Below are 26,243 nucleotides of genomic sequence, written 5' to 3'. Positions count from 1 at the left end.
GCGGAATTGGTAGACGCACCAGATTTAGGTTCTGGCGCCGCAAGGTGTGAGAGTTCAAGTCTCTCCTTCCGCACCATTTATTACAAACCCAGCTTTTGCTGGGTTTTGTTTTATCTATCCGTCTAACTTTACTTCATCCCCTTCTTTCCGAGTTAACACACTTTTACGAGCGATGGACAACGAGTTCACTTTACGTAGAGCGCGCTTACTTGCAGTTAGCTTAGGCATAAAAAAATCCAGCCGAAGCTGGATTTTTGCATTGCAACTAATTGGATTAACCAAGCAAACCAAGAGCAGAGTTTGGTGCTTGTTTTGCCTGTGCCAAGACAGAGCTTGATGCTTGAGACAAGATTTGCGATTTAGTAAGCGCTGTCGTCTCTTTAGCAAAGTCAGTGTCTTTAATACGGCTCTTAGAAGCATTCACGTTTTCGTTAATGTTATCTAAGTTGTTGATCGCATGGTTAAAGCGGTTTTGGAATGCACCCAGCTCCGCACGGTGACTATCTACAAACTTCAGAGCCGCATCCACAATAGCGACAGACTCTTGTGCGCCACCTACTGTAGTTACGTCAATGGTATCTACCGTCACAGCTTGAGCTGCACCCATGCTCAATTCACCAGCAAGGCTACCACCAAAGGTTGTTGCACCTTCTACCTTATTGTTATCTGTGAAAATTTGTAACTTACCCTCTTCATCAACCGATGCTTTCACCATATCAGTCTGACCATTGATGTAAGTTGCAAGTTCTTCGATATCATCACCTTCTTTTGCATTGATAGTGATGTTTTGTGCCTGACCAAACTTATCCGTCAGTGCGATGGTTAGATCGTTAGCACCTGCTTGAACGGCCCAGTCTTTATCTTGACCATTTGCTGCAACATAGCTGCTACCGCCCATCATGGTGTTGTCACTACGCATATTGTTCAGCGTTAACATCACCGCTTCACCATTATCTGCACCGATCTGGAATGATTTGGTTGCGAATGTACCGTTAAGTAGCTTATTGCCACCAAATGAGGTCGTTTCCGCAATACGGTTCAGTTCGTCATTCAATGCAGTGATTTCTTCTTGAATCGCCACGCGCTCAGACTTAGAGTTTGAACCGTTCGCCGATTGTAGTGATAGATCACGCATACGTTGCAGGATGTTGGTGGTTTCATTCATGGCACCCTCTGCGGTTTGCGCCATTGAAATACCATCATTTGCGTTACGTACAGCAACATCTAAGCCACGGCTTTGCACATTCAAACGGTTAGAGATCTGCAAGCCAGCAGCATCGTCTTTTGCACTGTTGATTTTAAAACCAGAAGATAAACGTTCCATTGATGTCTGTTGTGCTGATGTTGCGCTATTTAAATAACGCTGCGCAGTCATCGCCGATACGTTAGTGTTTACATTAACCGCCATAGTGGTCTCTCCTATTGATTATCCGACGAGTCGGAAGTTCCGAACGGTTTCCGACGTCTCGGCAAACCAATTAGTTCTCTCAAAGTACCCTTATTAGCGACCCGCATTGAGTTTCCTTTAGAAGAAAAATGAAATTGTATGCCGAAAAAATAAACTTTAGATGATTAGGTGACCAAGGAAACAGTTTGAGAAGTTTTAATTAAAGAATGATCAGAATCGGTCGAGTGATAGCATTAGCACATCAATAACGCGCTACATCATGCTGAAATATGGAAGGTTTAAAAGTTACAGAAAAAGAAAAAGCCCCTTTCCTTTGAGAGAACCGGGGCTATGTGGTAGCCATGCCAATGTGGAGATCGAGAGAAATGACACATTTTGGCTGCCGAGTGCATGATTAATGGCAAAGTATAAAGCAGGTGAGAGAGAGAACTTTACACTCAATATCAATCATGCTTGCCTAAGCTCCTTCATTAACCCCACGTCTGGGAGTGCGTTAATGAAGGGTCTTATTACTACTGCAATAATGACATTGCAGAGTTTGGCAACTGTTTTGCTTGAGCCAGAATCGATGTACCAGCTTGTTGCAAAATTTGTGCTTTGGTCATTTGCGTTGTTTCCTTCGCAAAATCGGTATCTTTAATACGGCTGTTTGACGCTTCAACGTTTTCTTGAATGTTAGCCAAGTTATTAATACTGTGACTCAGACGGTTTTGCTTCGCACCTAAGTCAGCTCGTTGAGAGTCTACATACTTAAGCGCTGCATCCACAATACCTACTGCATTTTGTGCACCACCCACCGAACGTACGTCAATGTTCTGAACGGTTGTCGCAACACCAGGGCCACCGTTGAGTCCAAGCTCACCTGCTAGGCCACCAGAGATATTGAGGTTGCCTTGTAGGTTTGGCTCTGCGGCAAAGATCTGCAGCTTACCTTCTTCGTTAACAGATGCTTTGAACTTATCGGTTTGACCGTTAATGTACGTTGCCAGTTCTTCAATGTCGTCGCCTTCTTTTGCTAAAACATCTAGCGTAATGGCTTCACCATCTTTGGTGGTAAATTCAAATTTAAGATCTTTAGCCGTTGCGGGAACGCCCCAGTCTTTGTCTTTACCTTGCTCAGCAATGAATGACTGGCCGCCCATACGAAAATCATCCGCACGAACACTAGTCAATCCCATGATGATTGCCTCACCAGAACTCGCACCGATCTGGAATGACGCTTCACCAAATGAACCATTAAGCAACTTACGGCCACCGAATGACGTCGTCTCGGCGATACGGTTTAGCTCATCTTGCAGTGCTGCAACTTCTTCGTGAAGAGCTTGACGCTCAGATGCTGAGTTGGTGCCGTTAGCAGACTGCAATGACAAGTCACGAATACGTTGTAAGATACTGGTCGATTCGTTCATCGCCCCTTCAGCTGTCTGTGCAATCGAGATACCATCGTTCGCGTTACGCATTGCAACATCAAGACCACGAGACTGCGCTGTCAATCGGTTCGAGATTTGCAGACCTGCCGCATCATCTTTTGCACTGTTAATTTTATTACCTGAAGATAGGCGTTCCATCGAGGTGTTTAATTCACCTGTCGCCTTATTCAAGTAACGCTGAGCGGTCATCGCCGACACGTTAGTATTTACTGTAATGGTCATAGTTTGCTCTCCTAGTGAGTTCGCAAGTGCTTGCGAAGCGGCCAGCTTAATCTCATTTGGAAGCACTGACCGTGATGACTTGCTAAACCGGCAATCACCGGTTTATAAACCTTTTGATTAACTCTTGATATTACTCTTTCAAGTACTATGCCAAGTTTAAGAAAAATCTCACAAAAGATTTATTACTCAATTTATTCAATCATTTATAACAAGGAATCGGTTTTTATAATGGCTAAAAACCTATCTTTCTTATTCAACGGCAAAATGCATTGCCATCTGATTGCCGCTTAATTGCCATAGCTGCTTATGCAACTTATGTTCATCACCAAGGGCAGCATCACCTAACCAGCACTTACGGCATAGCACGTAAGGCATGATGGTTAGATGTAGTTAAAAAGCGTCAGGTCTTTGGTTTTGCCAAAAGCCTGTTGCGATGCCTGAAGCGCACGTGAGTTTTCATTAAACTCAATCACCGCTTCGGCATAATCCAAATCTTCAAACGTACTTTTTGACTTCGCGAGCGTCATCTTAAAGTCTTCATGTTGCTGCTCTTGAATATCGAGCGTACTCAGCCTTGCACCCACATCGGTGCGCGCTTTGTTTAAATGGATAAAAGCAGCATGAAATTCTTGTGTAATTTGATGTAACTTAGCGGTATTCGAGCTGTCTGAAACCGAGCCTTCAGATAGCGCCATCGCATCACGAAATGTTTCAAAGATCGAATACGTTCTTCTTGGCTCAAGGGTGATTTCATCCCCCTTGTTAATCTGGCCTTTTACCTGAATCGAAACATCTTCAAACTTAATTCCCGTCGATGGGTCAAATTCATCAGCGGCAACCACCGAACCGTCACGCTCTAATTGATAACCATATTTGCCGCTTGGCATATCAACGAAAGTGACTTTATAGGTAGACTGATCATCCGGGTTAAGGTTAATCGCTCTTTCCAACAACAGTTCTGAAGCCTCGCCTAATGCGTACTGTGGTTCAAAATCACCAAATGGGTTATCAATTTCCATAAACAGCTTGCTGCCAGGATCATTAATAGGCATTTCCAAGGCGTTGGAAATCTTCATCTTGCGTTGATAATCATCTCCGGCATAGACCACATCACCATTACCATCTCGAAAGAAAGGCTGGTTTTTAGGTTTGGTTCCGGCAAAGATGTAGTTACCCGATTCATCCTGAACATTCACCAAGTTGAGAAAGTTGTTGGCAATTTCTTCGATTTCCCGACGCTTAGCAAAGCGGTCTTCCGGAGAAAGCGAGCCGTTAATCATTTCCATTACGGTACGTTTAGCTTCATCCGCATAACTTTCTGCGTTCGAAATAATCACTTCATGGTGCTCTAAACGGTTTCGACTTAACACGATACCGTCCATATACTGGCGCAACTGTTCACTTTGCTGACCAATATTTTGAATATAATGGGTCGCCAATGGGTCATCGCTGGCTTTCATGAGCCGCTTACCCGATGCAAGCTGGGCCTGATTGTGATGCACCTTGGTCTCTTGACGACGTAAATCATTTTGCACCGACTGATAATTATGGAAGCTAGAAATACGGTTTAACATTTATATCGCCTCCTATCTCAGTGCCAGAATGGTGTTAAAGGTATCATTCGCAGCCTGCATAATGCGTGACGATGCCATATATGCCTGTTGGAACTTCATCATATTGGCAGCTTCTTCATCTAGGTTTACCCCCGAGATGGAAGCTACACGCTCTTGCGCCGCTTCTTTTTCTAACCGAGAGACATCGGTCAAACGCGAGGCGGTCGACATTTGCAAGCCCACATCGGTATTCAAGTTATGGTAGATGTCCAATACCGTGGACTCACCATCATTGAGCTTTTTGTTGGTCTGAATATTTTGCATTTTTAGCAAGTTGCCGTTGTCACCTTCAGATGGGACAAGATTTGCCGTGAACTTGTCGTTCGGCAGCGCGCCGCCAGTCAGTTCAAAACTGGTGCCCATTACCGTTACCGGACCTGTTGGTGGATAGGATTGCGGTGCAAGCAACATTTTCCCTTTGGTATCAGTAACTGCAAATTGGTTGCCGTCCGGCGATACCACAACTTCAAACTCACGCAGATCACCAGCGGCAGCAATCGTGAACTTTGCATTGCCCTGCGCAAATGTGGTTGAAGCTTCATAACTTTGCGCTGCAATGTGTGAGGGGTCGTTGGTTTCCATCTTAATTTGCGCGCCGCCATATCGGGTCGGTCTAAGTAAGACACGCTCACCTTGGCTTAAATCATTACGAATTTCGATTCGGATGCCATCTAAATAAATCGAGTCACCCACTACAGGAACGGCTGACTGCTCACCATCTGGTTTGGTGATAATGTAGTCGCTGCCGTTATTTTGCAGCGAATATTCACCACCTTTTAACTGGCTGGTGTCTTCGATAAAGACCGCAAGGTCGGCCGTCGAATTTGAACTGGTGATCACACGCGCTTTAGCGACAGGTTCTGAGTTCACATCGGTAAAGATCAAACCACCAATGTTCCCTCTCAAATCCATACCTTGAGATTGCAACGTATTCACTTCATGAGAGAAAGCGGTCGCCATTCGGCCGAGCTGGTCCATCAATTGTGGAATGCGTTTGTCGCGCATATCTAGCATTGCGCCAATTTTGCCGTCAATGTCTTTGGTGGTAATGGCTTTGATGCCCTTTCCTTCGATCATTGCCAGACGGCGTTGATGCACATCAGGATAACCATCAATCATTTTAAGCTGGCTGGCTTCAGTGCCTGAAACCAAGGTATGCCCGTTACCAATATGAACGTTAAAGCCTTCCGCATTTTTGCGCGGTGTTACCGTTACTTTGGTGTACTCCGATAGCTCTGCTATTAGCTTTTCATGTTGGTCCATCAAGTCATTGTGAGGGCCGGGGGTTCGCATCATTAAACGATGCAAATCGCGGATTTCTAACGCAAGCTGATTGACGCGCTCGATACCTAAATCAAGCTTTTTATTGGTGACATCAGACTGCAAACGAATGGTTTCATGAAAGTCATTTAGGTTTTGCGTGATTAATCCTGCTTTTTCGAGCACAACTTTACGTGCACCCACATCGTTTGGACTGTCAGCCAAAGACTTTACTGCATCAAACCATTCATTCATGTTTTCTGGAATTTTTTTCGACGCCACTGAAGACAACATACTTGAGAGCATCTCAAGGTTTTCTTCAACATCACGTTTGTGCGCATAGTTGGTCGTCGATAAATTAAGCTCGTTAACGGCAAACTGATCCCATGAGCGGCGAACTTTTTCCACATGTACGCCCATACCGTAGGTTTCCCCACCATATTGACGTGGCATATTCGTGCCTTGTATTACAGACTGACGACTATAACCCTCTGTATTAACATTGGAAATGTTATGACCTGTGGTATTTAGTTGTCTCTGAGCCGTAAGTACACTTTGTGAACCAAGATTCAGAAGATCCGACGCCATATTGCCCCCGAAAACCCAATAAAATCAGTAATTACTGAACTGCTACCCATATACAAAGCAACATGCGTGCCAGAACAATGTAGGAATTATTTGATAATAAAAAGCCAGCAGGACGCTGGCTTAGAAATGATGTAATTAAGACTACATTTGGTCAATTTTATCTTTTACCCTCAATACCTTATCTGCATATTTCGGGTCAGTTGCATAACCTGCTTGATGGATACCATTAATGAATTTTTCAGAATCACCGCCATGACGCAGCGCCAATGTATAACGAGGGTTTTCTTGTAGAAAACGAACGTAATCGTTAAAGCTATCTTGGTAACTTTGGTAAGAACGAAATGCGGCTTTTTCCTGAACAGGAACACCCTGATGGTATTCAAGAGTTTGTGTTGCCACACGCTCTCCTCCCCAGCTACGATCCGCTTTAATATTAAACAGGTTGTTACTGCTTTGGCGAGCATTGCCCACCATTTTCTGGCCCCATCCGGTTTCAAGGGCAGCTTGAGCAAGAAGCAGTGATGAATCAACACCTAGAGCTCGTGCTGCTTTTTCAGCGTACGGCTTCAATGACGCAACAAAGGACTCTGGCGAATCAAATGAACTTGGTTCCGTTTTGGTAGTGTTTGTTGCTTGTTCTACCTGCTCAGCACGGTATTGACGAGTGCGGTTTACCTTATCCATCAGCTGCTCAAAGCTTTCATTGTTCGCTGCGGCATTCTGGTTTTCTACTTTCCCCGTGCTTAATTGAGCAACAATCATGTCTGCTAAGCCCAGTGAACCATTCGCACTCAACTCACTGGCCATCTGCTCATCCATCATTTGACGGTAGAACTGCTGATTTTGGCTATCCATTAAGCCTGATTCAAACGATGCATTCGCATCACGCATCGATTTAAACAACATAGAGGTGAAAATCGCTTCAAACTGTCTCGCTGCCGCTTTTAATGCCGCTTGCTCACCACCTTCTTCACCATTTACTGCTTTCTGACGCAGTTTATCTAACCCTGCAATGTCATGGATAAAGCCGATGTCATTTCCGTTATTGATCATGGCTCACTCCTTAAATGATGATCAGCTGGCCTTCAATGGCCCCAGCTTGTTTCAATGCCTGAAGAATAGCCATAAGGTCAGAAGGTGCCGCGCCTACTTCATTGACTGCACGTACTAAATCATCCAACGTCAGACCCGGCTCAAACTTAAACATTTTGCCTTGTTCTTCTTTCACTTCGATATCCGTATCCGGTACCACAACCGTTTGCCCACCCGCCAAAGCATTTGGTTGGCTCACGTTTAAATTCTCTTTAATTGCCACAGTCATGCCACCATGAGTCACGGCGGCTGGTTTTAGGCGAACATGTTTACCAACCACAATGGTGCCTGTGCGCGAATTGACGATAATTTTTGCTGAACCATCTGCTGGGTCAAATTCCAAATTTTCGATAGCAGATAGGAAAGCAACACGCTGACTCGCATCACGCGGGGCACGCACTTTGACTGAAGTCGCGTCCACCGCCTGTGCCATTTGAGGACCTAGGAAGTTATTCACTGCATCAGCCATTCGCTGTGCAGTGGTAAAATCGGATTCTAGTAAGTTAAAAGTAATGTGGTTACCACGGCTAAATGGTGTTGGGATCTCACGCTCCACAATAGCACCATTTGAGATCATGCCTGCGGCTGGGTTATTCCCGACCACTTTGGAGCCATCCGCCCCTGTTGCACTGAATCCACTGACCACTAAGTTACCTTGTGCAACGGCATAGATTTGCCCATCGAGACCTTTCAACATGGTCTGCATTAAGGTGCCGCCACGTAAACTTTTTGCGGCACCGATTGAAGAAACTGTTACATCAATGGTTTGGCCTTGCTTTGAAAACGCAGGCAACTCAGCAGTTACGATAACTGCGGCAACGTTTTTGGCCTTCGGCTTGGTACCCGGTGGCAATTGAATGCCAAAGTTTTGCAACATGGCATTGAAGCTCTGATCTGTGAATGGCGTTGATTCTCCAGTACCCGGTAGGCCAGTGACCAAACCATAACCCACTAATTGGTTACTTCTCACACCAGCGACTTGTGCGACATCTTTGATGCGGGCAGCCTGTACACTGGTGGTGATCATCATCAAACTGGTGATTAACAGAAATAACTTCTTCATCGCTTCTACCTTTACTCTCTCACGGGTGCCAAAACTTCGACTTCACGTTGGCTTAGAGAGCAACATTAAAGAATCGTGCCAAGAATCCCGGTTCTTGCATATCTTGATTGGTTCCGGTTCCAGAATATTGAATTCGGGCATTGGAAATGCGGTTGGATGCGATGGTGTTGTCGTAATCAATGTCATCCGGACGAATAGTGCCACTTAAGCGAATATACTCATCCCCTGTGTTCAAAGTGAGCCATTTCTCCCCACGGATCACGAGATTGCCGTTTGCCAACACTTCAATCACTTCGACGGTAATTGAGCCTGAAATGCTGTTGCTTTGATTGGCCGCAGCACTACCGCTGAATTTATTGTCGTTGCTCAATGCATAAGAGAAATCATAATCACCGATAGCAAGCGCCTGACCACCGACTTCAAGTGGGTCCATCGACGCATCGTTGTTTTTAGACAAATCCGCGTCAGAGCTTTTCGCTGCCTTGGTACTCTCATTTAAATTTACGGTGATGATGTCACCAATACCACGTGGTTTTGAGTCATCATATAAACTGCTCGCTCGAGCAGAATTAAACAATGAACCCGTTTCCGCTGCATAGTGTTCAGGTTGATATTTAGGATGGATAGGTGCCCAAGCTGGGTCTCCTGCGACGGGATCATTACGGCGACGAAGCGTATCGACGATACCAGCATCTTCCTCTTTCGCTTTATCCCCTTCAACTGCATCCACCGTTGTGGTTCCTTGAACCACATCTGGCGTTTCTACTTCTGGTTCCAACATAGTACAACCGGACATCGCGGCAACCACTAGTACGACAAATAAACGATTCATTGCTCTCACCCTCTCAATCGCGCTTATAACTGCTGATTCACAAAGCTCATCATTTTGTCGACGGCTGAAATCACTTTAGAGTTCATTTCGTAGACACGCTGCGCTTCGATCATGTTCACCAGTTCTTCCGTTACGTTGACGTTTGAGGTTTCCAGCATTGACTGACGAACCTCACCAAAACCATCCAGCCCCGGAACCCCTTCTTGTGGGTCACCACTCGCACCAGTTGGTAGATACAAGTTTTGACCAATCGGCTCTAGGCCACCTGGGTTAACGAAATCTACCGTGGTAATTTGACCAAGTACTTGGTTGTCTTGCTGACCACGAACTCGCACTGAAACTTCACCATCTGTGCCGATGGTAATGCTGATCGCATCTTCTGGAATCGCAATTTCTGGCTCTAGGGAATACCCCGCCCCTGAAGTAACAATGACCCCTTCATCATTCACGGTGAACTGACCGTTACGGGTATAACCAATATTGCCGTCTGGCATCAGGATCTGGAAGAAGCCATCTCCTTCGATCATCATATCCAAACTGTTGGTTGTGGTTTGGGTGTTACCTTGGGTGTGCACTTTTTGAGTGGCAACAACTTTGGAACCTGCCCCTAACATTAAACCACTCGGTAGCTCAGTGTTTTGCGATGACTGACCACCAGGCTGGTTAATGTTCTGATAAAACAAATCTTCAAATACTGCGCGACTTTTTTTGTAACCTACGGTTGAGGCGTTCGCTAAGTTATTTGAAATGGTTGAAATATTGGTTTGCTGCGCGTCTAAGCCAGTCTTACTTACCCATAATGCCGGATGCATAACTCTCTCCTAAAACCTTATTAGCTTGTACGAAGCAGAGAATCAGACGTCTTGTCCATCTCTTCTGCAGTGCTCATCATTTTCACTTGCATCTCGAACTGTCTTTGCAAGTCAATCAGGCTGGTCATTTCCCCAATGGCATTCACGTTACTGCCTTCGAGTGCACCTGTGAGCAGTTTGACTCCGGCATCCGCTTCGTATGCCGTGTTAGGATCTTTTGCTCGGAAAATTCCGTTAACATCTTTGAATAGTGATTGGTTGTTTGTGCTGGTCAGCTTAATGCGGTCAACTATTTCCATCGCATCCGCCGGTGCTCCTTGAGGAACAACCGAAATCGTGCCATCGGTACCGATTTCTACTTTACTCACCGGAAGCGGCACTGTGATAGGGGCGCCTGTTTCGCCAAGCACCAAATTGCCGTTACCACTGGTAAGCATGCCATTGACATCAATTTTTAGATTACCGTTGCGGGTTAAGCCTTCTTTACCCATTTTATCCATGACAGAAATCCAACCATCACCTTGGATGGTGACATCAAGGTTTCGTCCAGTGGTGATCACACTGCCTTGAGAGAAATTATGTCCCGGACGCTCTGTCATGCTAAATACGCGGCTAGGCAAACCTTCGCCATAAGCCTGCATAGAGCGCGCTTGCTCTAAGTCGGCTCGAAAGCCTGTCGTACTGACATTGGCTAAGTTGTTTGCTCTGAGCTGCATCGCTTGCATATTTTGCTTTGCGCCGCTCATTGCTAGAAACAATGCACGATCCATAATTCACTCCAAAAATCACTATTCAGAGCTAATAAAGCAATTGACGTGCCAGTTTTATATTTAGTTGTTCTTCAACGAGATATATAGAGAAGTGACGATAAAATGAAGATTTTGATTTGCCACAATAGGCAAGAGGCAACAGCGGCAAGCAGGTGATTGCCACCAGCTTGCCACACAGATGATTGCGAATCTGATTAGCGAATTTGCAAAATGTTTTGCTGTGTTTGGTTATGAACTTCTAGTGAACGAGAGTTCGCTTGGAAGTTACGTTGAGCAGAGATCAAATCGACCAGCTCTTGTGTCATATCGATATTTGATTGTTCAAGCGTACCGCTGCTGATCGTACCGAATGAGCCTTTGTTAGATTCACCCCAAACTTTGTCACCAGAGAACTGAGTAGAATCCCACTGAGTGCCGCCCTTCTTGTCCAGCCCTTGCTCGTTAGCAACACGAACCAGCGCTACACGACCTAATGAGGTGTTCTCACCATTAGAGTAAGTGGCCAACACACTACCATTTTCATCAAAGTCGACTTTGGTCAAAAAGCCAGTTGTCGCACCATCTTCATCGAACTTGGTGAGTTCAAAAGGAGCTGCAAACTGAGTGGCATCATTGAGTCCAAACGCAAGTACTTGTGATGCATCGGCACCATTCAATTCAACAGGGTTCGCACCTGCGCCAAGCGCCTCTGAAACAATATTCTGACCATTGTTCAAACTTGCTAAGGTACCATCGTTATTGAACTTCATGGTGTGGCCAACATGACCGGTTGGGCTAGTTGCATCACCACCAACGATGTTGATCGGCTTTTCACCTGCACTGTCAGTCACGGTATAGTACGTCTGCCATGTATTCGCTTGGTTTAGATCTTTCAAGTAATACGTTGTCAGCTTGTAAGACTGGCCCATAGAGTCGTAAATCGTGGAAGAGGTTGAGCGGTTATAAGTTTCAGGATCCGAGTAATCAAACAATGCTGGATCTTTTAGCTCACCACCCGCTGGCAAGTTCACACCGACTTCAATATTTGCTGTCTGTTTAGGCTTACCAAACTCTTTTGGAATGTTAATTGGAGAAGGCTCATAAGACAGCACATCCCCCGTATCTTTATTTACCTGGTAACCTAATAAGAACTCATCGTTTGCAGTTACCATGTAGTTATCTTTGTTGAGGTGGAAAGCACCATTACGCGTCAGCTCATTTTGCTGAGGTGTTAAGCGGTCTTTCGCTACCGAAAAGAAACCCGTCCCCGAAATACGTAAATCCATTGGGTTGTTCGTATAAATACTTGAACCTTCGTGGAATTGTTGAGCAACTTTCGCAGCCTGAACACCTTGACCCGGAGTGGTCTTCGCATGAGTAAATAATGAGTTAGAATAAACATCTCCAAACTCAGCGCGAGACTCTTTAAAGCCGTACGTGTTGGCGTTGGCAATGTTGTTACTGGTTGTGTTTAAGTCTAATTGAGCGGCAGACAAACCACTTAAAGCTACGTATGACATTCCAAAATCTCCTATCTAGCTAGCGTAAATTACGCTTTGCCAACTTCTAGTACTTCAGCAAGTCGAACTGGCGACTCAAAGCCAGCCAGATTGAGCAGTACGTTCCCATCGCCTTTTCCAAGAAGAACACTGTTCACATTTGCATAAGTTGAAACTGCAAATTCATTGCTCTTCCCATCAAGCAAACCTGCGGCTTTCACATTGTATTTGCCCGCCGGCAATGGATTACCGTTTTGATCTTTGCCATCCCATTCAACACGGCTGTCACCTGCAGGTTTCGCACCGACATCGAACGTTCTGACAAGCTGTCCCATTTGGTCTTCAATTCGAACCATCAAATTGTCAACCGACTGAGGAAGCTTAACCATGGCAGCCATACCACCGGTGTCTTTCTTAACCCCTGCAGCACCCGGTACGAGAACATCACGACCGACTAATGAAGAAGCTTGAAGTGCTTGGTTTGAGGTCATGGACGCATTCAGTGTTTCAAACTGATTGTTCATTTTCCCAATACCATCCACCGTTGCGAATGATGCCATTTGTGCAATCATCTGGTCATTACTGACCGGCTTAAACGGGTCCTGTTGCGCTAATTGCTTAGTGAGTAGCGATAAGAAGTCTTCTTGCTTTAAGTCTTGCTTACCTGTGGTCTCATCTGGCTTTTTAGCGTCCTGAATCTGCTTAAGCTGATCAATATAGGACAAGCCGCTTTGACCAACGTTGTTAATACCACCGGCCATACGTTACCCCCCTATCCTTATTGACCCATCTGCAGCGTACGCAGCAGCATTTGTTTACTTGCATCTGCGACCTGAACATTTGTCTGGTATGAACGGGAAGCAGAAATCATGTTTGCCATTTCTTCCATTACGTTGACGTTTGGCTTGTAGATATAACCTTCGTCATTCGCAAGTGGGTGATCCGGGTTGTACTCTGCATTGAGCGGTTTGTCGCTCTCTACAATACCTAATACTTTCACTGGCACGTTATGGTCACGGTTATAACGCGCTTTGCTTAACTCAGCTCCAAAGACAGCATGACGCGCTTTGTAGGTATCTTTTGCTGAACTAGAGATACTGTCTGCATTCGCCAAGTTACTTGAGGTAGTATTTAGACGAACAGATTCAGCACTCATGGCAGAACCAGTCACATTGAATACGTTAAATAAGCTCATCTAATTATTCCCCTTTCAGTGCTTTCGTTAAGTTCTTGAATTTACTTCCTAAGAAGTCGAGTGATGCTTGGTGTCTAATTTGGTTTTGCATAAATAGGTTACGCTCCAAATCGACATCTACTGTGTTGCCATCACCGGTATCAGGTTGAGTTGGCGTGCGGTAAAGCACTTCCCCGGTTACCTGAGTAGAGGCAGAAATATGCCGACCATCTGTTCGGCTAAGACCAATGCTTGCCTCTGATGTTGCCGCCTGCAATGCTCTCTTAAAGTCCATTCCTTTCGCCTTAAAGCCCGGTGTATTCGCTTGTGCAATATTGCTAGAGATGACCTCAGCATTGCGCTCACGCACGCCAACCGTGTATTGGTGGATACCTAAAGCATTGTCGAAAGAAATAGCCATAATTGCCTCTATTCAAAGAACTGACCGTTATTACTTAAGATAAAAGCAAGTTGTGTACCAACTTTAGAATCAGACTCAATTCATGCCAATATCTTTTGCTAATCCAGCAATAAATAAGCCAATTTATTTAAAACCTAGATTAACGATGGAGAGATGGAATGTCTCAAGACAAGTATATAACGAAGCGGCGCAGTTCGATAACTACAAAAAAGCCCGGCAATTGCCGGGCTTTTATCCATACATCGAACATTATTTCAGTTTGTATATGATTCCTGGATTACAACGAACCATCTCAAAACGATCGGTCAACCCAGTTAGAGACTCTGATGCTCCTAAAAGCAGATAACCTCCAGGGTTTAAACTATTCGCCATTTGATTCAAAACTTGAGATTTCATATCCGGAGAAAAGTAAATCAGTACATTGCGACAAAAGATAATGTCGAACTTACCAAGCAGCGCATAACTGTCCATTAAGTTTTGTGGTCTGAAATTAACCAAACGCTTCACATTGTCTTTGATCTTCATCCGACCATCCCCCGCATCTTCAAAGAAGTTACGACGACGCTCAGGAGAGAGACCACGCCCCAGAGCCAAGTTGTCATAAACCCCGGTTCGGCACATATCTAACATACTCGCTGAGATATCAGTTGCCGTGATCGACACACTTGGCAGCATGCCAGGTTTGCGTTGTTGTGTTTCTAGGATAGTCATTGCCATTGAATACGGCTCTTGACCTGAAGAACTTGCCGCAGACCAAATTTTAATGGGTCTTTTACTTGCAGCCACCTCAGGCAAAAGCTTATCGGCAAGCACTGCAAACGGGTAAGTATCACGAAACCATAATGTTTCGTTCGTTGTCATAGCATCAACAGCGGCAACACGTAGATCTCGGTTACGTCCGGTGACTACATCACGAAGAAGGTCAGAAAGTGACCCGAGTTTGAATTTCGTGACGAGTGGGCTCAAACGACTCCTCACTAAATACTGCTTGCTGTCTCCTAGTACGATACCGCACTGAGATTCTAAGAAACGGCTAAAATCACGATATTCTTGATCGCTTATAGTTATCGCTGTCATTAACTTCTCTTTATTCCGTTAGTGCTTTCTTCACTGCATTACCCAGTTCATCAGGATCGAATTTCGCGATAAAAGAGTTTGCACCAACTCGTTCTACCATTGCCTGGTTAAATACACCGCTGAGAGATGAATGCAGAATGACATATAGATCTTTGAGATCGGCATGACGACGAATCTCTGCCGTTAAAGTATAGCCATCCATCTCTGGCATTTCGATATCTGAAATCACTAATGAGATCTGATCGTAAATATTCCCTTCCGCTGCCATTTCTACCAGCTTTTCATAAGCTTCTTTACCATCTTTCACCGCGATCGCTTCAAAACCAATTGAGTTAATCGCTCGTTCAACCTGCTTTCTTGCAACAGTTGAGTCATCAGCGATAAGAATACGCCTAACGATTTCTTTTTCTTCTTCGGCTTGAGCGATTTCTTCCGCAATTGTGGAATCCATGGTTTCATCGATCGGAGCGATTTCAGCAAGAATTTTTTCAACATCGAGAATTTCAACTAATTCATTATCAATGTTCGTTACCGCTGTCAGATAGTTGGCTTTACCAGAACCATCTGGCGGAGGCAAAATCGCTTCCCAGTTCATGTTGATGATGCGTTCAACTGACGTCACCAAAAAGGCTTGAATAGTCCGGTTAAATTCCGCGATCACCACAAAACACTTATCAACATCTTCTGTCGGTCTGCCACCAATTGCTAAACTTAAATCAATAACAGAAACCGTATGGCCACGGATATGAGCCACCCCTTTGACTAAATGGTGAAGGTTAGGCATTAAAGTAAGCTTAGGACATTGAAGTACTTCTTTTACTTTAAATACGTTAATACCGTAACGTTGACGTCCCATTAGACGAAACGTTAATAACTCCAATCGGTTTTGACCAACGAGTTGGGTTCGCTGGTTCACCGAATCGAGGATCCCCGTCATAAGCTCATCTCCATCTTAAACTTTCATTCTAAAAAGATGATAGTCTACTGTGTGCAATGAAAAACCAGAGAAACAGAATGACACATCCTAAATCAACCGTAAGATCGTTTTCCATAAGTAATTGTAGAGCCATCTGTATACTTTTTTCTAAGTGTATCGGCTTTTTATTCTTTTTCTTTAGTTTTTCAGTAACATCAGCTACTCAACCACAAATACAGCATATTCAGCAAAGCGCGGAAGAGTATATTCTTGCAACGCTAGACTGGCCTCAAGATGGCATTCTTAAAGCAAAAGCCGCGAATATCGATTCAAGGATTTTTGCAACTGATTGTCCCAGTGACTTAGCAACCTCTTCATCATCGACAAATCCAAATGCCAGTAATATTACCGTACTAGTTGAATGTCCCGATGATAATTGGAAGGTTTATGTTCCTGTTCGTATTTATCGTTCAGGGCCACAAGTCACCTTGACCACATCACTAAGTCGAGGACAAATTATTTCGCCTCAGGACGTTACTATTAGTATGGTAGACTTGCAGCGCTTCAGACGGCAAGGCTTTTCAACAATTAGTTCAGTAATTGGTGCTAAAGCTAAAAAAAACTTACGTTCAGGTGAAGTTCTTGAAAGCAATGATATTTGCGTAGTATGTCGTAATGAAAACGTTGTTATCAAAGCGATTAAGTCTGGCATGACGATAACAACAAAAGGTATTGCGCTAACGGATGGCTCACATGGTGAACAGATAAGAGTGAAAAATAGTAAATCCAACCGTATAATTGAAGGACGAGTAACGGGAATTTCAGAAGTCACTGTACACTTTTAGTCATTAAGTTGTAAAAATAACGGTGGACGAAAAAAACACTAAAGTTATTTTTCGTTCAGTCGATATGGACTGTACAGGTTTTTCATTCAGGTAAAAGGCTCAATTATGGCAGGTATTGATAACATACGTTCGGGACAGACGATATCAACATCGACTCGAAGTTCTGCACGTAGTGATACCAACGCGACGAGTAACACTGACTCTGCAAAGAAGTCGGGAGTTGCCCAAGACGCGGTATCACTAAGTAAACAAGGCAAGGCGGTAGGTGAAATGCATAACCAAATGGTAAGCCAGCCAAGTTTTGATAAAGCAAAAGTTGCGGCAATTAAAGAAGCGATCGCGAATGGTTCTTACACCGTCGATCCTGAAAAATTGGCTGATAATATGATTAAATTTGAGAAAGAGTTAGGCGGGCTGTAGTTTATTAAGCGTCGCTGATAAAGAGTAGTAACGATGGCAGCACTCAATAGTCTGGTTGAATTCCAGTTGAAAAATGCAAAAGATCTTTCTGAGCTTTTAGAGAAAGAGAAGCTGGCCATTGCTAATCGACTCTCCAAAGATATTGAAGCCATTGCAAAAGAGAAAGTCACCTTAATTGATCAATTGCAGACAACCGACCAACGAATTGCTCAGCACCCTGAAGTAGAAAGCCTGAAAACCGACCCTGAGCTGAGCCCGTTAGTTGACCAAATTCGATCTATCGTCCATGACTGCCAACAAGCAAACCTTGTTAATGGAGAAGCGCTTCAGCGTGCGCAACTGAGTTTCAATAAACTGAACAATTTAATGCAGCAAACCCAAGGAAAGTTTGGCATGACATACAATGCCGAAGGACAAACTTCAAATTTGTCCACCCTTGGCACCAACATTAAAGCCTGATACGAAAGCAACACATAAAAAAGCGGCAATGATTGCCGCTTTTTTTGTATCGGAGTTTGAGAGAATTAAAACAAGGTTTGCTGACGCTTTTCCGGAACTTGCTGAATTTCACCATAATCACGTAGCTTGTTCATTTTCTGAATATCTAAGCGAAGTTCAGTGACATAACTGTCGCCAACTTTGTAGCTACGCACAACTTCCGCACCACGAATAACACCATCCACGGCACCTGATGTAAGCTCAGTTCCTAAACGCTGATCTTTTAAATCGGCACGGCCACTAACGCGCATACCATAAACCTGCTCTGCCAATTCACGATACGCATCAATCTTAGACGCTCGCATTGCTCGAACCTGCTTTTCTTCTTCGTTTCGTCCCTTTTGTTCACTAATGCTCGCATAGCCAACAGCCGTTAGCCAATCATCCGGACGCATGTTATTCAATGGCTGACAACCCACCATAACAAAAGCAACGAGTAGTAATATTAGTTTTTTCATTGCTCCTCCTATGGACGCAGAATCACGGTGTAAGGCTGTGTCATTGTCGGGTCGGAGCGAATCAGCACACCATCTTGCGTGCGAATGCTATTGAGCGTATCCAAGTCACGACCAATGCGATCCGCTGGTAAAAAGCCCTGAGCTGTCGCAACTACCACCCGTGATTGCATACCCACAACACGTGCGTTTACCAATACCCCGCCCTCTTGACGAAGCATTGTTCCTGTCAGCACATATTGAATTTCTTGCTCTTGCGCTAAATCTTTCCAATCTCGGCTAAAAGCAAAATCACCTTGTTGCGTCACTTGGATTGAACCAGTGGTTTTGAAGTCCACGACTTTGAACCCACGGCGCTGGAATTGATGAATAAAACCTTCAGATACCGAATTTCCTAACCAGTTTGTCGCATCCATATTTTGTAGGTCGACAAACGAAGTGACGGCAATAGGGGTACGAGCCGACACACTGGTGTTCGATATCATTAAATCTTCAGTCATGCTCTCAACAAAAAAGTCAAGAGTATGACGCGGGCTCTCCATCAACATAAACTGAGAACCTGAATAGGGTTCTTTACCGTTATAGATAGGAGCATAAGCACAAGCAGTCAGAAATACTGCGGGTACTAGCGATAACCATTTCTTCATTTCTCTAATCTCCGATACTTTAAGGCACTGTTCCTGCCCCACTTTCATCTCTCTCGCCAAAGTGGAACATTCCTTGCTTTTCTAACTGTGCTTACAATTTAGAAATGCGATGCCTAAATCAGCTACGATTTATCAAGCAAAATATATACCCAAATGGTAACCACCTTATGAAAAAATTGCTTTTTACCATATTTTCAATGCTTTACTTACTACCTTCTACTGCATTCGCAGGCTGGTATGAAGTCACTGGAACGGCAACGGTCGTTTCATCAGAAGAGCAAGCGAGAATTCACGCGCTAGAGGATGCGTTATACAAAGCCGTCAGTTTTTCTGGCGCGGATATTGGTAGCATCAGTAATCTTCGACCACTGCTCGAAAGTGATCGAAAAGAGTACCAGTTTAGTAATCATGAGGTTCGCTATGTCGTGGTCGAGGAGCAAAAAATTCGTCGCAACATCATGTCGGTCAAAGCTAGGATAGATATTTACCCGTCGGCAACAGGTTGCCACGTCAGCCAATACAAAAAGACCTTTCTCATTGGCAACATCGACATAGAGTCCCCACAACAAGCGGTCATGGGCCAAATCTATAGTGTCGGTGATGATTTTGCCCGCATCATCAACCGTCAATTAGATGAAGAATCGGCAAGCTTTGTTTCTGTCGGCACCACCGACTATGAGATCAATAAACGCTATCCAGAGCGCTTAAAGATGATCGCCCAAGACACAGGAGCGCAATACATTCTGGGGGGAACCATTACTGACTTAACGGCAACCATTGACAAAAAAATGCTGGCAGAAGACATCATAAACCGTCAATTTGCACTCGAAATGACCATTTATGACGGAAAAACAGGCAATGAAGTGTATCACCGTAATTATCGTGAAGTTGCTAAATGGCCCTTTGCTAAAACCAGCCAAGTCGATACCAAAAGTGCGCGCTTTTGGGCATCGACCTACGGTGAGATGATGTTACGCGTGAGCCGCAATATCATGTTGGATCTTGAGTCCGAGGTATCGTGTAAAATCACTCTGCCTGAAGTAATCGCCAAGTGGGGCAATACGCTTACGATTGATCTCGGTCGTGTACATGGCGTAAAAGAAGGTGACAAACTGCAGCTATGGCACACCGGCTCATTTATCGACCAACGTGGGCTGCCACGAAATAAAGTGACTCAAACAGACATTACATTGACGGTTAAGCGTGTTTATGAAAACGAGGCTGAACTGACCGTCGATCAAGCTGATCTGGCAGGTAGTATCCAAATTGGCGATGTTATGCACAAACTACTTTAAGTAGCGAATTTGTACTTAACATACTCAAATAATTGAGTATCATGACCGTCTACGCTCCCGTGGCACAGCTGGATAGCGCGGCCCCCTCCTAAGGGGCAGGTCACAGGTTCGAATCCTGTCGGGAGCGCCATATTGATAAAGTCGGCTTTACGCCGACTTTTTTATTTTCTTACCAAACTTTAAGAAAACTTAATCTTCTCATTACCAGAAATTTACTCGCTTCCAGTAAAATGATTCTCATTGTACAGTGATTGCCACTCGCACCTTACTGTAATTGTAACGGTTTACCCCCTATAACCGTTATCAGGCTCGCCGATTTTCGCCGAGCCTTTCTTGTTTTTAGACAAGAAGTTAGCCATTCACTTAGGTTATGATTTGGCCACATTCATGGAGGATGATACGTGAAAATATTGATCATTGAAGATGATGCAACCACACGTGACTTTGTCGCAAAGGGATTGCAAGAACATGGCTACCAAGTGGATCAGGCAGAAGATGGCCAAAAAGGCTTGATGATGGCATTAAGCTGTGAATACCGACTGATCATTCTTGACAGAATGCTGCCCTACCTTGATGGTATGAAAGTATTGGCCGCCATAAAAGCAACTGAATCACCAACACCCATCTTAATCCTTAGTGCCATGGACAGCGTTGAAGATCGGGTGAATGGTTTGCAAGCTGGCAGCGATGATTACTTAATCAAGCCTTTTGCACTTGCAGAGTTAATTGCCCGCGTCAACATCATTATCAATCGTTCACAACATAAATCCCCCCTCCAAACCACACTCAATTACGACTGTATTCAAGTGGATTTGCGTGCTCATAAAGCCATCTGCAATCAAAAAGAGCTTCAACTTCAACCTAAAGAGTTTCAGTTACTGCAGTATTTTGTCGAGCATCATGAACAGGTCGTTTCAAGAATGCGCCTGTTTGAAGCAATTTGGAGTTACCATTTCGATCCAAAAACCAATGTCATTGATGTTCACGTTGCCAACCTACGCAGGAAGTTAGAAGACGCTGGCTGTAATCAACTTCTGCATACCGTCAGGGGGGCTGGTTATGTCCTTCGTCGATGACTATACCCTTTCACGCTCCTCCGTATTCAAAACGTTATTAACGCTATTTGTCCTCATCGCCGTAGTGAACATTGTCTTTATTCGCCAACTGTTTATTAACTCAGAAGCTTTTCATCGAGAGCATTTATCCAAACAACTCATTGATGAAATTCAAGAATTTAAAAACGCGGCGGCATATAACCCAAGGAGCATAGAGCAACTTTTAAAAACCAAACAAACCAATCATTCACTGTTTTCTTATCAACTTATACCAACAAGTACCCCACTCTCTACTCCTCTTTATCCAGCAACGCCATTACTGAATGAACGCAATAGTATTAACGTTGGCGAAAAATACCGGCTCGAGATCGAATTGAAAGAGGATCTATTACAGGCGTATCGTCAATCAGTCATCCCAATGGTGTTAACCGGAATCGTATTGCCGATCGGAGTCATGTTGGTCGTTGCCTTCTTTTTCAGTGTATTGATCTTACAAAAGCTTGAACGTGTTAATCAGGCGATGAACCGGTTCTTATGTGGTGAACGAGACGTGAAAATCGCGGTATCAAAGCAAGATGATGAATTCGATATTCTGGCCATTCATCTGAACTTTATGATTGAGCAAATGGCTAAGAATGAACAAACACTAAAGTCGCTGACGGTCGGATTAGCTCATGACATGCGCACCCCAATGGCAAGGTTAAAACTGCGGCTGGAAGAGCTTCTCAGTGATTCCAAGTTATCCGATAAACAGTATCAACAGTTTTCTTCTTGTCATGATGAGCTAGAGCTGATTTTATCGCTGTTCAATAGCATGCTCGAGATTGCAAAGTTGAATAGCGGTCAACACACCATTGAAAATGAAACGGTTAACCTAGCAGCTGTCGCGCAAGATGCGCTCGAATTCATTCAACCCTTAGCCGAGCAAAAAAATCAACACGTCTCTTTTCGCCAAGATCAACCTTGTTTTCTTTCTGGCGATCGCTCTTTGCTTTTCAGAGCCGTATTTAACTTGATAGAAAATGCCGTGAAGTACACACCGGAACATGGTCGTATTGAAGTGATTGCCGATCGTTTTGGCGTGGTGGTCGCTGACAAAGGAATAGGTTTGTCCGATGAAGAGAAGCAGCATGTGTGCAAACCGATGTATCGTGCAGATAAAAGTCGCACAGAGCAAGGAAATGGATTAGGGCTGTCGCTTGTTCAAGCCGTTGTTCAGCGTCATCACGCACAACTCTTGTTTCGCGACAACCATCCGGGGTTAAGAGCAAGGATCTGCCTGACTTAATTAAACAGCCGAAGCTGACACTTCGGCTGTATGAGTACCCGTTATCCAGGTAAAACAATGTGACTCAAGTCCTCACTCGTTGGGATAGCCTTCATCGCCATCGCAATAGACTCGGCTTCTGTACCAACAATCACTTGAAGGTTATTGGCACCAATTTTCACCACCCCCATGGCACCGATCGACTTCAAGACTCCTTCATCAACCACAGATATATCGTTGAGTGTTAAACGCAGTCGAGTAATACAAGAATCGATAGAGCTCAGATTACGATGCCCACCGAGCGCTTTAAGGTATTGCGCCGCTTTCTCATCGGTATTGACTGCGGTTGCGGTACTGGTCTCTTCCTCTTCGCGGCCGGGGGTTTTGAGATCAAATTTCAAAATTGCAAAGCGGAACACGAAGTAGTAAATAGCACCAAAACAGAGACCTTGCAGGATCAGCATGTAGGGTTTGTTCGCCAAAGGTAGGTTAAATGACAGTACAAAATCAATCAAACCACCACTAAAGGTGAAGCCAGCGATCCACTGCATGCTTGCGGCAATATACAAAGACAATGCAGCTAATATTGCATGAATAAAATAAAGCACTGGTGCAACAAACATGAACGCAAACTCAATCGGTTCTGTTACCCCAGTAAAGATGGCGGTTAACGCTGAAGCACCAAGAATACCGCCAACTTTCTTTTTATTCTCAGGCTTTGCGCAGTGGTACATAGCTAAACACGCGGCGGGTAAGCCATAACCCATAACAGGGAAAAAGCCACCTTGGTAAATGCCTGTTACCCCTAGCTCTCCGGTCCCAGACCAGAACTTAGAAATATCATTAATCCCAACCAAATCAAAAATAAAGACCTGATTAAGTGCGTGATGCAAACCAATCGGGATCAGTAAGCGGTTGAAGAAGCCATACAAACCTGCACCTGTGGCACCAAGCTCTGAAATCGCAATGCCAAAGTCAACTAGAGAACCGTATACCACTGGCCAAATGTAAACCATCACTAAGCTAATGGTAATGGCAGCAAAAGAGGTAATAATCGGTACGAATCTGCGTCCACCAAAAAAGCCCAGTGCGGCAGGTAATTTTATGTCATGGAATCGATTGTAAAGTGTTGCCGCCACAATTCCCATCATGATCCCAGTAAACGCACTAACCGCCGCTTTCGAAGCAATGACTTCTGATGACGACATCTGCTCGACAGGGACACCTGTAATTTGAGACACCACCGCAGTGTTCCCTACGATCATCTCAACAATCAAAAGCCCCAATAACCCAGCTAGGGCTGCGGCACCGTTATTATCTTTTGCTAAGCCATAAGCCACACCGGCAGCAAATAACCACGCCTGGTTGTCCATGATCCCCTTACCACCATAGACAAGGATGGTCGCCAGAGTACTATTAGCGCCCCAGCCAGCTGGGTCAATGGCATAACCAAGCCCCAACATTAAGCCACCAGCAGGCAGCACAGCGATGGGGACCATCAAAGCCTTCCCAACTTTCTGAAAATATCCGAGTATATTCACTGTTGTTCCCTCTATAAAAATCAAGCTTGTGATTTATGCTCAATGAACAAACCATCGTATAAAGAGGTCACCCACAGAGCACAAACTCTGAGGACTGAGAAAACTCAATCCACATAACCGCCAGTGTAAATAGAGAAGGATTAAGACCGCTTTGTGGTTGGATTAAGGATAATTAACCTTTCACAAAACAAAGTGGAGAAGATGAGAAAGTGCCGTGATATTGATCGATAAAAAGCTGTATTGAAATTTTCATTTACAACAAATCAGACAGTTACAACTCTTATTAATAATTCTATTGGAAATGTCAGGTTTTACTACTTTAATTATTACTAATAATTGCTTACCCTGTGCGCTTGCTTATTAATAGAACTATTACTTGGAATAATGGCTAAGAGCAACCTGACAACAAATACAGGCCATCGCTTTATCTCAAAAGCGAAAACAGCCTATAAGATACATATTCATACACCCGACGACACAGTGTTGCACCGGTCGGTGGGATACATACGTATTGGAGAAAAAAAAGGACTGAAAAAAGCGATTAAGCTTCGTAACGAATTAGGACTCGAAATGTGGGGGAAATTTTGGCGCCGCTTGTTGAAAGATCCCTATCTGATGACACGCCTTCCTCACTCACTGGAACCCAAGATCATCTTCAAACCACGCCCAACCAAAGCGAACCCTGATGCTAAAGATGAATGTTATATTGCTTCTTGGCGTAACTACGATGAAAACGGAAAGCTAATTTATCGAAGTGTGGTTTGCTCCATCAGTAAGCATGGTCGCTTAGGGGCTTACACTAAAACTAAAAAAGCGCTACTTGAAGCCAATAAAGATAACTTAGAAATTCTTGAATTCATGGGTCGGTTAGCGAGTATTGACCTGAAATAGGTTCTACCTACACTCACTAAGCCATGTTGCTTTGCTGCAAGATAATGAAAAGCCAGTACAAATGTACTGGCTTTTTATGTTTCATAGAATGACAACAATATTATTGAACGCACATAGAAAAAGCCCCGGCAATGCCGGGGCTTTGAATTTCAACAGTCGTTGTTATCGAAGCAATAATTATTGCTGAACTTGGTATTCAAATTCTGGAACGATAACTTCTACGCGACGGTTTTGTTTACGACCTTCACGGTTGTCGTTAGAAGCGATTGGGTTGTTCTCGCCTTCGCCACGTGCAGTGATACGTGAAGCGTCAACACCTTTAGCAACTAGAGCGTCAGATACAGACTGAGCACGCTTCTCAGAAATCATTTGGTTGTAAGAAGCTGCACCTGAAGTGTCAGTGTAACCTACGATTTCTACGTTAGCTTGTGGGTAAGTGTTTAGGAACTCAACTAGCTCGTCTAGTTTAGAAGCGCTTTCCGCTTTTAGTTCAGTGCTGTTTAGTTCGAAGTTACCAGCGCCAAGACGTTGTGTTTCGAAAGTCTTAGTTACTACAGTTGGTTGTGGCTCTTCAACAACTTCAACTACTGGCTCTTCTTCAACTACTACTGGAGCAACTTCTTCGCTGCCACCGAATTTGTATACAACACCTAGAGTAGCAGAGTTACCCATTGCACGAACGATGTCGTTGTTCGCGTCAGTGATTGTTTGGTATTCAACACGTACAGTTACGTTCTCGTGTGAATCGAATTCAACACCTGCAGCACCTAGGTATGACCAATCGTCAGCGTTGCCGTAGTTTACGAACGCACCACCGAACTTACCGTATAGAGAGATATCGTCAGTAAGTGGTAGGTTTACTTTAGGAGCAAGAGTGTAAGCTTCTACTTTCTCGTCGTTTAGACCGTCAGCAGTGAATTTACCTAGGTAATCGTAACCAGCTTCGATAGATAGGAAGTCCCACATTTCGTAACCAACAAACGCACCCAGTGTTGAGTCATCTTTGTCGCAGTTTGCTGTTGCTTCACATGCATCGTCTAGCCAAGCTTTACCAGCTTTAGCACCTACGTATAGTTCAGCGCTTGCTGATGCTGATGCAAGAAGAAGTGATGCTGAGATTACCGCTGCTAATTTTTTCATTATTGATTCCTCTGAAATCGGTTTACTGCTTGG

At 44.3% G+C, this 26,243-nt stretch carries 27 protein-coding genes and 1 tRNA gene; 8 read left to right on the top strand and 20 right to left on the bottom strand.

Features of this window, described 5'->3' with window-relative positions:
• Positions 1-274: 274 nt before the first annotated feature.
• The 16 genes from ACQEXS_RS18760 to ACQEXS_RS18685 form a co-directional block, all read right to left on the bottom strand.
• Positions 275-1,408: a flagellin gene (locus ACQEXS_RS18760; protein WP_367988465.1), complete on the bottom strand. Its 1,134-nt coding sequence runs from the start codon at positions 1,406-1,408 to the stop codon at positions 275-277.
• Between the two features lie 512 nt (positions 1,409-1,920).
• Positions 1,921-3,060 carry a flagellin gene (locus tag ACQEXS_RS18755; RefSeq protein ID WP_427014817.1) on the bottom strand — a complete coding sequence of 380 codons (1,140 nt, stop codon included), beginning with the start codon at positions 3,058-3,060 and terminating at the stop codon, positions 1,921-1,923.
• A gap of 249 nt (positions 3,061-3,309) precedes the next feature.
• Positions 3,310-3,435 carry a hypothetical protein gene (locus tag ACQEXS_RS18750; RefSeq protein ID WP_367988463.1) on the bottom strand — a complete coding sequence of 42 codons (126 nt, stop codon included), beginning with the start codon at positions 3,433-3,435 and terminating at the stop codon, positions 3,310-3,312.
• 5 nt (positions 3,436-3,440) lie between these two features.
• Entirely contained in the window at positions 3,441-4,634 is a 1,194-nt protein-coding gene (gene flgL, locus ACQEXS_RS18745) for a flagellar hook-associated protein FlgL (RefSeq protein ID WP_367988462.1), read from the bottom strand.
• Between the two features lie 12 nt (positions 4,635-4,646).
• The gene (gene flgK, locus ACQEXS_RS18740) at positions 4,647-6,521 is read right to left on the bottom strand and encodes a flagellar hook-associated protein FlgK (RefSeq protein ID WP_427014816.1); all 1,875 of its coding nucleotides are present in this window, start codon (positions 6,519-6,521) and stop codon (positions 4,647-4,649) included.
• Positions 6,522-6,662: 141 nt separating this feature from the next.
• Positions 6,663-7,574 carry a flagellar assembly peptidoglycan hydrolase FlgJ gene (gene flgJ / locus ACQEXS_RS18735; protein WP_427014815.1) on the bottom strand — a complete coding sequence of 304 codons (912 nt, stop codon included), beginning with the start codon at positions 7,572-7,574 and terminating at the stop codon, positions 6,663-6,665.
• 10 nt (positions 7,575-7,584) lie between these two features.
• Positions 7,585-8,676 (bottom strand): flagellar basal body P-ring protein FlgI, encoded by a 1,092-nt coding sequence (locus tag ACQEXS_RS18730; protein WP_367988457.1) that lies wholly within the window; start codon positions 8,674-8,676, stop codon positions 7,585-7,587.
• Between the two features lie 52 nt (positions 8,677-8,728).
• On the bottom strand, positions 8,729-9,508 hold the full coding sequence (flgH, locus tag ACQEXS_RS18725) for a flagellar basal body L-ring protein FlgH (protein ID WP_367988456.1): 780 nt from the start codon (positions 9,506-9,508) through the stop codon (positions 8,729-8,731).
• A 23-nt stretch (positions 9,509-9,531) separates the two neighbouring features.
• On the bottom strand, positions 9,532-10,320 hold the full coding sequence (gene flgG, locus ACQEXS_RS18720; RefSeq protein ID WP_367988455.1) for a flagellar basal-body rod protein FlgG: 789 nt from the start codon (positions 10,318-10,320) through the stop codon (positions 9,532-9,534).
• 20 nt (positions 10,321-10,340) lie between these two features.
• Entirely contained in the window at positions 10,341-11,090 is a 750-nt protein-coding gene (locus ACQEXS_RS18715) for a flagellar basal body rod protein FlgF (RefSeq protein WP_367988454.1), read from the bottom strand.
• A 194-nt stretch (positions 11,091-11,284) separates the two neighbouring features.
• Positions 11,285-12,589 carry a flagellar hook protein FlgE gene (flgE, locus tag ACQEXS_RS18710; protein ID WP_367988453.1) on the bottom strand — a complete coding sequence of 435 codons (1,305 nt, stop codon included), beginning with the start codon at positions 12,587-12,589 and terminating at the stop codon, positions 11,285-11,287.
• Positions 12,590-12,618: 29 nt separating this feature from the next.
• On the bottom strand, positions 12,619-13,329 hold the full coding sequence (flgD, locus tag ACQEXS_RS18705) for a flagellar hook assembly protein FlgD (protein WP_367988452.1): 711 nt from the start codon (positions 13,327-13,329) through the stop codon (positions 12,619-12,621).
• A gap of 17 nt (positions 13,330-13,346) precedes the next feature.
• The gene (flgC, locus tag ACQEXS_RS18700; RefSeq protein WP_367988451.1) at positions 13,347-13,763 is read right to left on the bottom strand and encodes a flagellar basal body rod protein FlgC; all 417 of its coding nucleotides are present in this window, start codon (positions 13,761-13,763) and stop codon (positions 13,347-13,349) included.
• A 4-nt stretch (positions 13,764-13,767) separates the two neighbouring features.
• Positions 13,768-14,163, bottom strand: coding sequence for a flagellar basal body rod protein FlgB (gene flgB / locus ACQEXS_RS18695; RefSeq protein WP_367988450.1), 396 nt, complete (start codon positions 14,161-14,163; stop codon positions 13,768-13,770).
• Between the two features lie 249 nt (positions 14,164-14,412).
• A complete protein-coding gene (locus ACQEXS_RS18690; RefSeq protein WP_367988449.1) occupies positions 14,413-15,240 on the bottom strand; it encodes a protein-glutamate O-methyltransferase in 828 nt (275 codons plus the stop codon).
• A 10-nt stretch (positions 15,241-15,250) separates the two neighbouring features.
• A complete protein-coding gene (locus ACQEXS_RS18685; RefSeq protein WP_367988448.1) occupies positions 15,251-16,177 on the bottom strand; it encodes a chemotaxis protein in 927 nt (308 codons plus the stop codon).
• A gap of 77 nt (positions 16,178-16,254) precedes the next feature.
• Here ACQEXS_RS18685 and flgA point away from each other — a divergent pair, with 77 nt between their 5' ends.
• The 3 genes from flgA to ACQEXS_RS18670 all read left to right on the top strand — a co-directional run bounded on the left by flgA (position 16,255) and on the right by ACQEXS_RS18670 (position 17,880).
• Positions 16,255-17,001: a flagellar basal body P-ring formation chaperone FlgA gene (gene flgA, locus ACQEXS_RS18680; protein ID WP_427014814.1), complete on the top strand. Its 747-nt coding sequence runs from the start codon at positions 16,255-16,257 to the stop codon at positions 16,999-17,001.
• Between the two features lie 105 nt (positions 17,002-17,106).
• The gene (flgM, locus tag ACQEXS_RS18675) at positions 17,107-17,421 is read left to right on the top strand and encodes a flagellar biosynthesis anti-sigma factor FlgM (RefSeq protein WP_427011743.1); all 315 of its coding nucleotides are present in this window, start codon (positions 17,107-17,109) and stop codon (positions 17,419-17,421) included.
• Positions 17,422-17,454: 33 nt separating this feature from the next.
• Entirely contained in the window at positions 17,455-17,880 is a 426-nt protein-coding gene (locus ACQEXS_RS18670; RefSeq protein WP_367988445.1) for a flagella synthesis protein FlgN, read from the top strand.
• A 65-nt stretch (positions 17,881-17,945) separates the two neighbouring features.
• Here the strand turns inward: ACQEXS_RS18670 and flgP are convergent, their stop codons facing one another.
• Together flgP and ACQEXS_RS18660 are read right to left on the bottom strand one after the other, a co-directional pair.
• Positions 17,946-18,377, bottom strand: a complete 432-nt coding sequence (gene flgP / locus ACQEXS_RS18665; RefSeq protein ID WP_367988444.1) for a flagellar assembly lipoprotein FlgP — start codon at positions 18,375-18,377, stop codon at positions 17,946-17,948.
• A gap of 8 nt (positions 18,378-18,385) precedes the next feature.
• On the bottom strand, positions 18,386-19,021 hold the full coding sequence (locus tag ACQEXS_RS18660) for a FlgO family outer membrane protein (protein WP_367988443.1): 636 nt from the start codon (positions 19,019-19,021) through the stop codon (positions 18,386-18,388).
• Between the two features lie 167 nt (positions 19,022-19,188).
• Here ACQEXS_RS18660 and ACQEXS_RS18655 point away from each other — a divergent pair, with 167 nt between their 5' ends.
• The 4 genes from ACQEXS_RS18655 (at position 19,189) to ACQEXS_RS18640 (ending at position 22,659) form a co-directional block, all read left to right on the top strand.
• Positions 19,189-20,316 carry a flagellar assembly protein FlgT gene (locus ACQEXS_RS18655; RefSeq protein ID WP_427014813.1) on the top strand — a complete coding sequence of 376 codons (1,128 nt, stop codon included), beginning with the start codon at positions 19,189-19,191 and terminating at the stop codon, positions 20,314-20,316.
• Positions 20,317-20,369: 53 nt separating this feature from the next.
• Positions 20,370-20,446: transfer RNA gene (locus ACQEXS_RS18650), tRNA-Arg, on the top strand.
• A 271-nt stretch (positions 20,447-20,717) separates the two neighbouring features.
• Positions 20,718-21,392, top strand: coding sequence for a response regulator transcription factor (locus ACQEXS_RS18645; RefSeq protein WP_367988441.1), 675 nt, complete (start codon positions 20,718-20,720; stop codon positions 21,390-21,392).
• Entirely contained in the window at positions 21,376-22,659 is a 1,284-nt protein-coding gene (locus tag ACQEXS_RS18640) for an ATP-binding protein (protein WP_427014812.1), read from the top strand. Before ACQEXS_RS18645 ends, ACQEXS_RS18640 begins: the two co-directional genes overlap by 17 nt.
• Before the next feature lie 41 nt (positions 22,660-22,700).
• On the opposite strand, the gene nagE is transcribed toward ACQEXS_RS18640, so the two are convergent.
• Positions 22,701-24,179, bottom strand: coding sequence for an N-acetylglucosamine-specific PTS transporter subunit IIBC (nagE, locus tag ACQEXS_RS18635; RefSeq protein ID WP_427014811.1), 1,479 nt, complete (start codon positions 24,177-24,179; stop codon positions 22,701-22,703).
• 384 nt (positions 24,180-24,563) lie between these two features.
• On the opposite strand from nagE, the gene ACQEXS_RS18630 reads away from it, so the two are divergent.
• Positions 24,564-25,070 (top strand): Fe3+-citrate ABC transporter substrate-binding protein, encoded by a 507-nt coding sequence (locus ACQEXS_RS18630; RefSeq protein WP_367988438.1) that lies wholly within the window; start codon positions 24,564-24,566, stop codon positions 25,068-25,070.
• Positions 25,071-25,247: 177 nt separating this feature from the next.
• Here ACQEXS_RS18630 and ACQEXS_RS18625 read toward each other — a convergent pair whose 3' ends face one another.
• Positions 25,248-26,210, bottom strand: a complete 963-nt coding sequence (locus tag ACQEXS_RS18625) for an OmpA family protein (RefSeq protein ID WP_367988437.1) — start codon at positions 26,208-26,210, stop codon at positions 25,248-25,250.
• Positions 26,211-26,243 lie beyond the last annotated feature (33 nt).

Origin of the sequence: Vibrio sp. TRT 17S01, from assembly GCF_050113695.1 — a bacterium.
Taxonomy (GTDB): Bacteria; Pseudomonadota; Gammaproteobacteria; order Enterobacterales; family Vibrionaceae; genus Vibrio.
The sequence above is the reverse complement of the archived record's forward strand: the minus strand, read 5'-3'. Positions and strand labels throughout refer to the sequence as shown.

What these genes read in the sequence shown, in the direction of transcription:
- ACQEXS_RS18755 (WP_427014817.1), bottom strand. Translation starts at nt 3,060, where the DNA reads ATGACCATTACAGTAAATACTAACGTGTCGGCGATGACCGCTCAGCGT.
- flgC (WP_367988451.1), bottom strand. Translation starts at nt 13,763, where the DNA reads ATGAGCTTATTTAACGTATTCAATGTGACTGGTTCTGCCATGAGTGCT.
- ACQEXS_RS18630 (WP_367988438.1), top strand. Translation starts at nt 24,564, where the DNA reads ATGGCTAAGAGCAACCTGACAACAAATACAGGCCATCGCTTTATCTCA.
- ACQEXS_RS18730 (WP_367988457.1), bottom strand. Translation starts at nt 8,676, where the DNA reads ATGAAGAAGTTATTTCTGTTAATCACCAGTTTGATGATGATCACCACC.
- flgK (WP_427014816.1), bottom strand. Translation starts at nt 6,521, where the DNA reads ATGGCGTCGGATCTTCTGAATCTTGGTTCACAAAGTGTACTTACGGCT.
- flgG (WP_367988455.1), bottom strand. Translation starts at nt 10,320, where the DNA reads ATGCATCCGGCATTATGGGTAAGTAAGACTGGCTTAGACGCGCAGCAA.
- flgP (WP_367988444.1), bottom strand. Translation starts at nt 18,377, where the DNA reads ATGAAAAAACTAATATTACTACTCGTTGCTTTTGTTATGGTGGGTTGT.
- ACQEXS_RS18640 (WP_427014812.1), top strand. Translation starts at nt 21,376, where the DNA reads ATGTCCTTCGTCGATGACTATACCCTTTCACGCTCCTCCGTATTCAAA.
- flgM (WP_427011743.1), top strand. Translation starts at nt 17,107, where the DNA reads ATGGCAGGTATTGATAACATACGTTCGGGACAGACGATATCAACATCG.
- ACQEXS_RS18715 (WP_367988454.1), bottom strand. Translation starts at nt 11,090, where the DNA reads ATGGATCGTGCATTGTTTCTAGCAATGAGCGGCGCAAAGCAAAATATG.
- ACQEXS_RS18625 (WP_367988437.1), bottom strand. Translation starts at nt 26,210, where the DNA reads ATGAAAAAATTAGCAGCGGTAATCTCAGCATCACTTCTTCTTGCATCA.
- flgD (WP_367988452.1), bottom strand. Translation starts at nt 13,329, where the DNA reads ATGGCCGGTGGTATTAACAACGTTGGTCAAAGCGGCTTGTCCTATATT.
- ACQEXS_RS18670 (WP_367988445.1), top strand. Translation starts at nt 17,455, where the DNA reads ATGGCAGCACTCAATAGTCTGGTTGAATTCCAGTTGAAAAATGCAAAA.
- flgJ (WP_427014815.1), bottom strand. Translation starts at nt 7,574, where the DNA reads ATGATCAATAACGGAAATGACATCGGCTTTATCCATGACATTGCAGGG.
- flgE (WP_367988453.1), bottom strand. Translation starts at nt 12,589, where the DNA reads ATGTCATACGTAGCTTTAAGTGGTTTGTCTGCCGCTCAATTAGACTTA.
- flgL (WP_367988462.1), bottom strand. Translation starts at nt 4,634, where the DNA reads ATGTTAAACCGTATTTCTAGCTTCCATAATTATCAGTCGGTGCAAAAT.
- ACQEXS_RS18760 (WP_367988465.1), bottom strand. Translation starts at nt 1,408, where the DNA reads ATGGCGGTTAATGTAAACACTAACGTATCGGCGATGACTGCGCAGCGT.
- flgA (WP_427014814.1), top strand. Translation starts at nt 16,255, where the DNA reads ATGACACATCCTAAATCAACCGTAAGATCGTTTTCCATAAGTAATTGT.
- ACQEXS_RS18690 (WP_367988449.1), bottom strand. Translation starts at nt 15,240, where the DNA reads ATGACAGCGATAACTATAAGCGATCAAGAATATCGTGATTTTAGCCGT.
- ACQEXS_RS18685 (WP_367988448.1), bottom strand. Translation starts at nt 16,177, where the DNA reads ATGACGGGGATCCTCGATTCGGTGAACCAGCGAACCCAACTCGTTGGT.
- flgB (WP_367988450.1), bottom strand. Translation starts at nt 14,163, where the DNA reads ATGGCTATTTCTTTCGACAATGCTTTAGGTATCCACCAATACACGGTT.
- ACQEXS_RS18660 (WP_367988443.1), bottom strand. Translation starts at nt 19,021, where the DNA reads ATGAAGAAATGGTTATCGCTAGTACCCGCAGTATTTCTGACTGCTTGT.
- flgH (WP_367988456.1), bottom strand. Translation starts at nt 9,508, where the DNA reads ATGAATCGTTTATTTGTCGTACTAGTGGTTGCCGCGATGTCCGGTTGT.
- ACQEXS_RS18655 (WP_427014813.1), top strand. Translation starts at nt 19,189, where the DNA reads ATGAAAAAATTGCTTTTTACCATATTTTCAATGCTTTACTTACTACCT.
- ACQEXS_RS18750 (WP_367988463.1), bottom strand. Translation starts at nt 3,435, where the DNA reads ATGCCTTACGTGCTATGCCGTAAGTGCTGGTTAGGTGATGCTGCCCTT.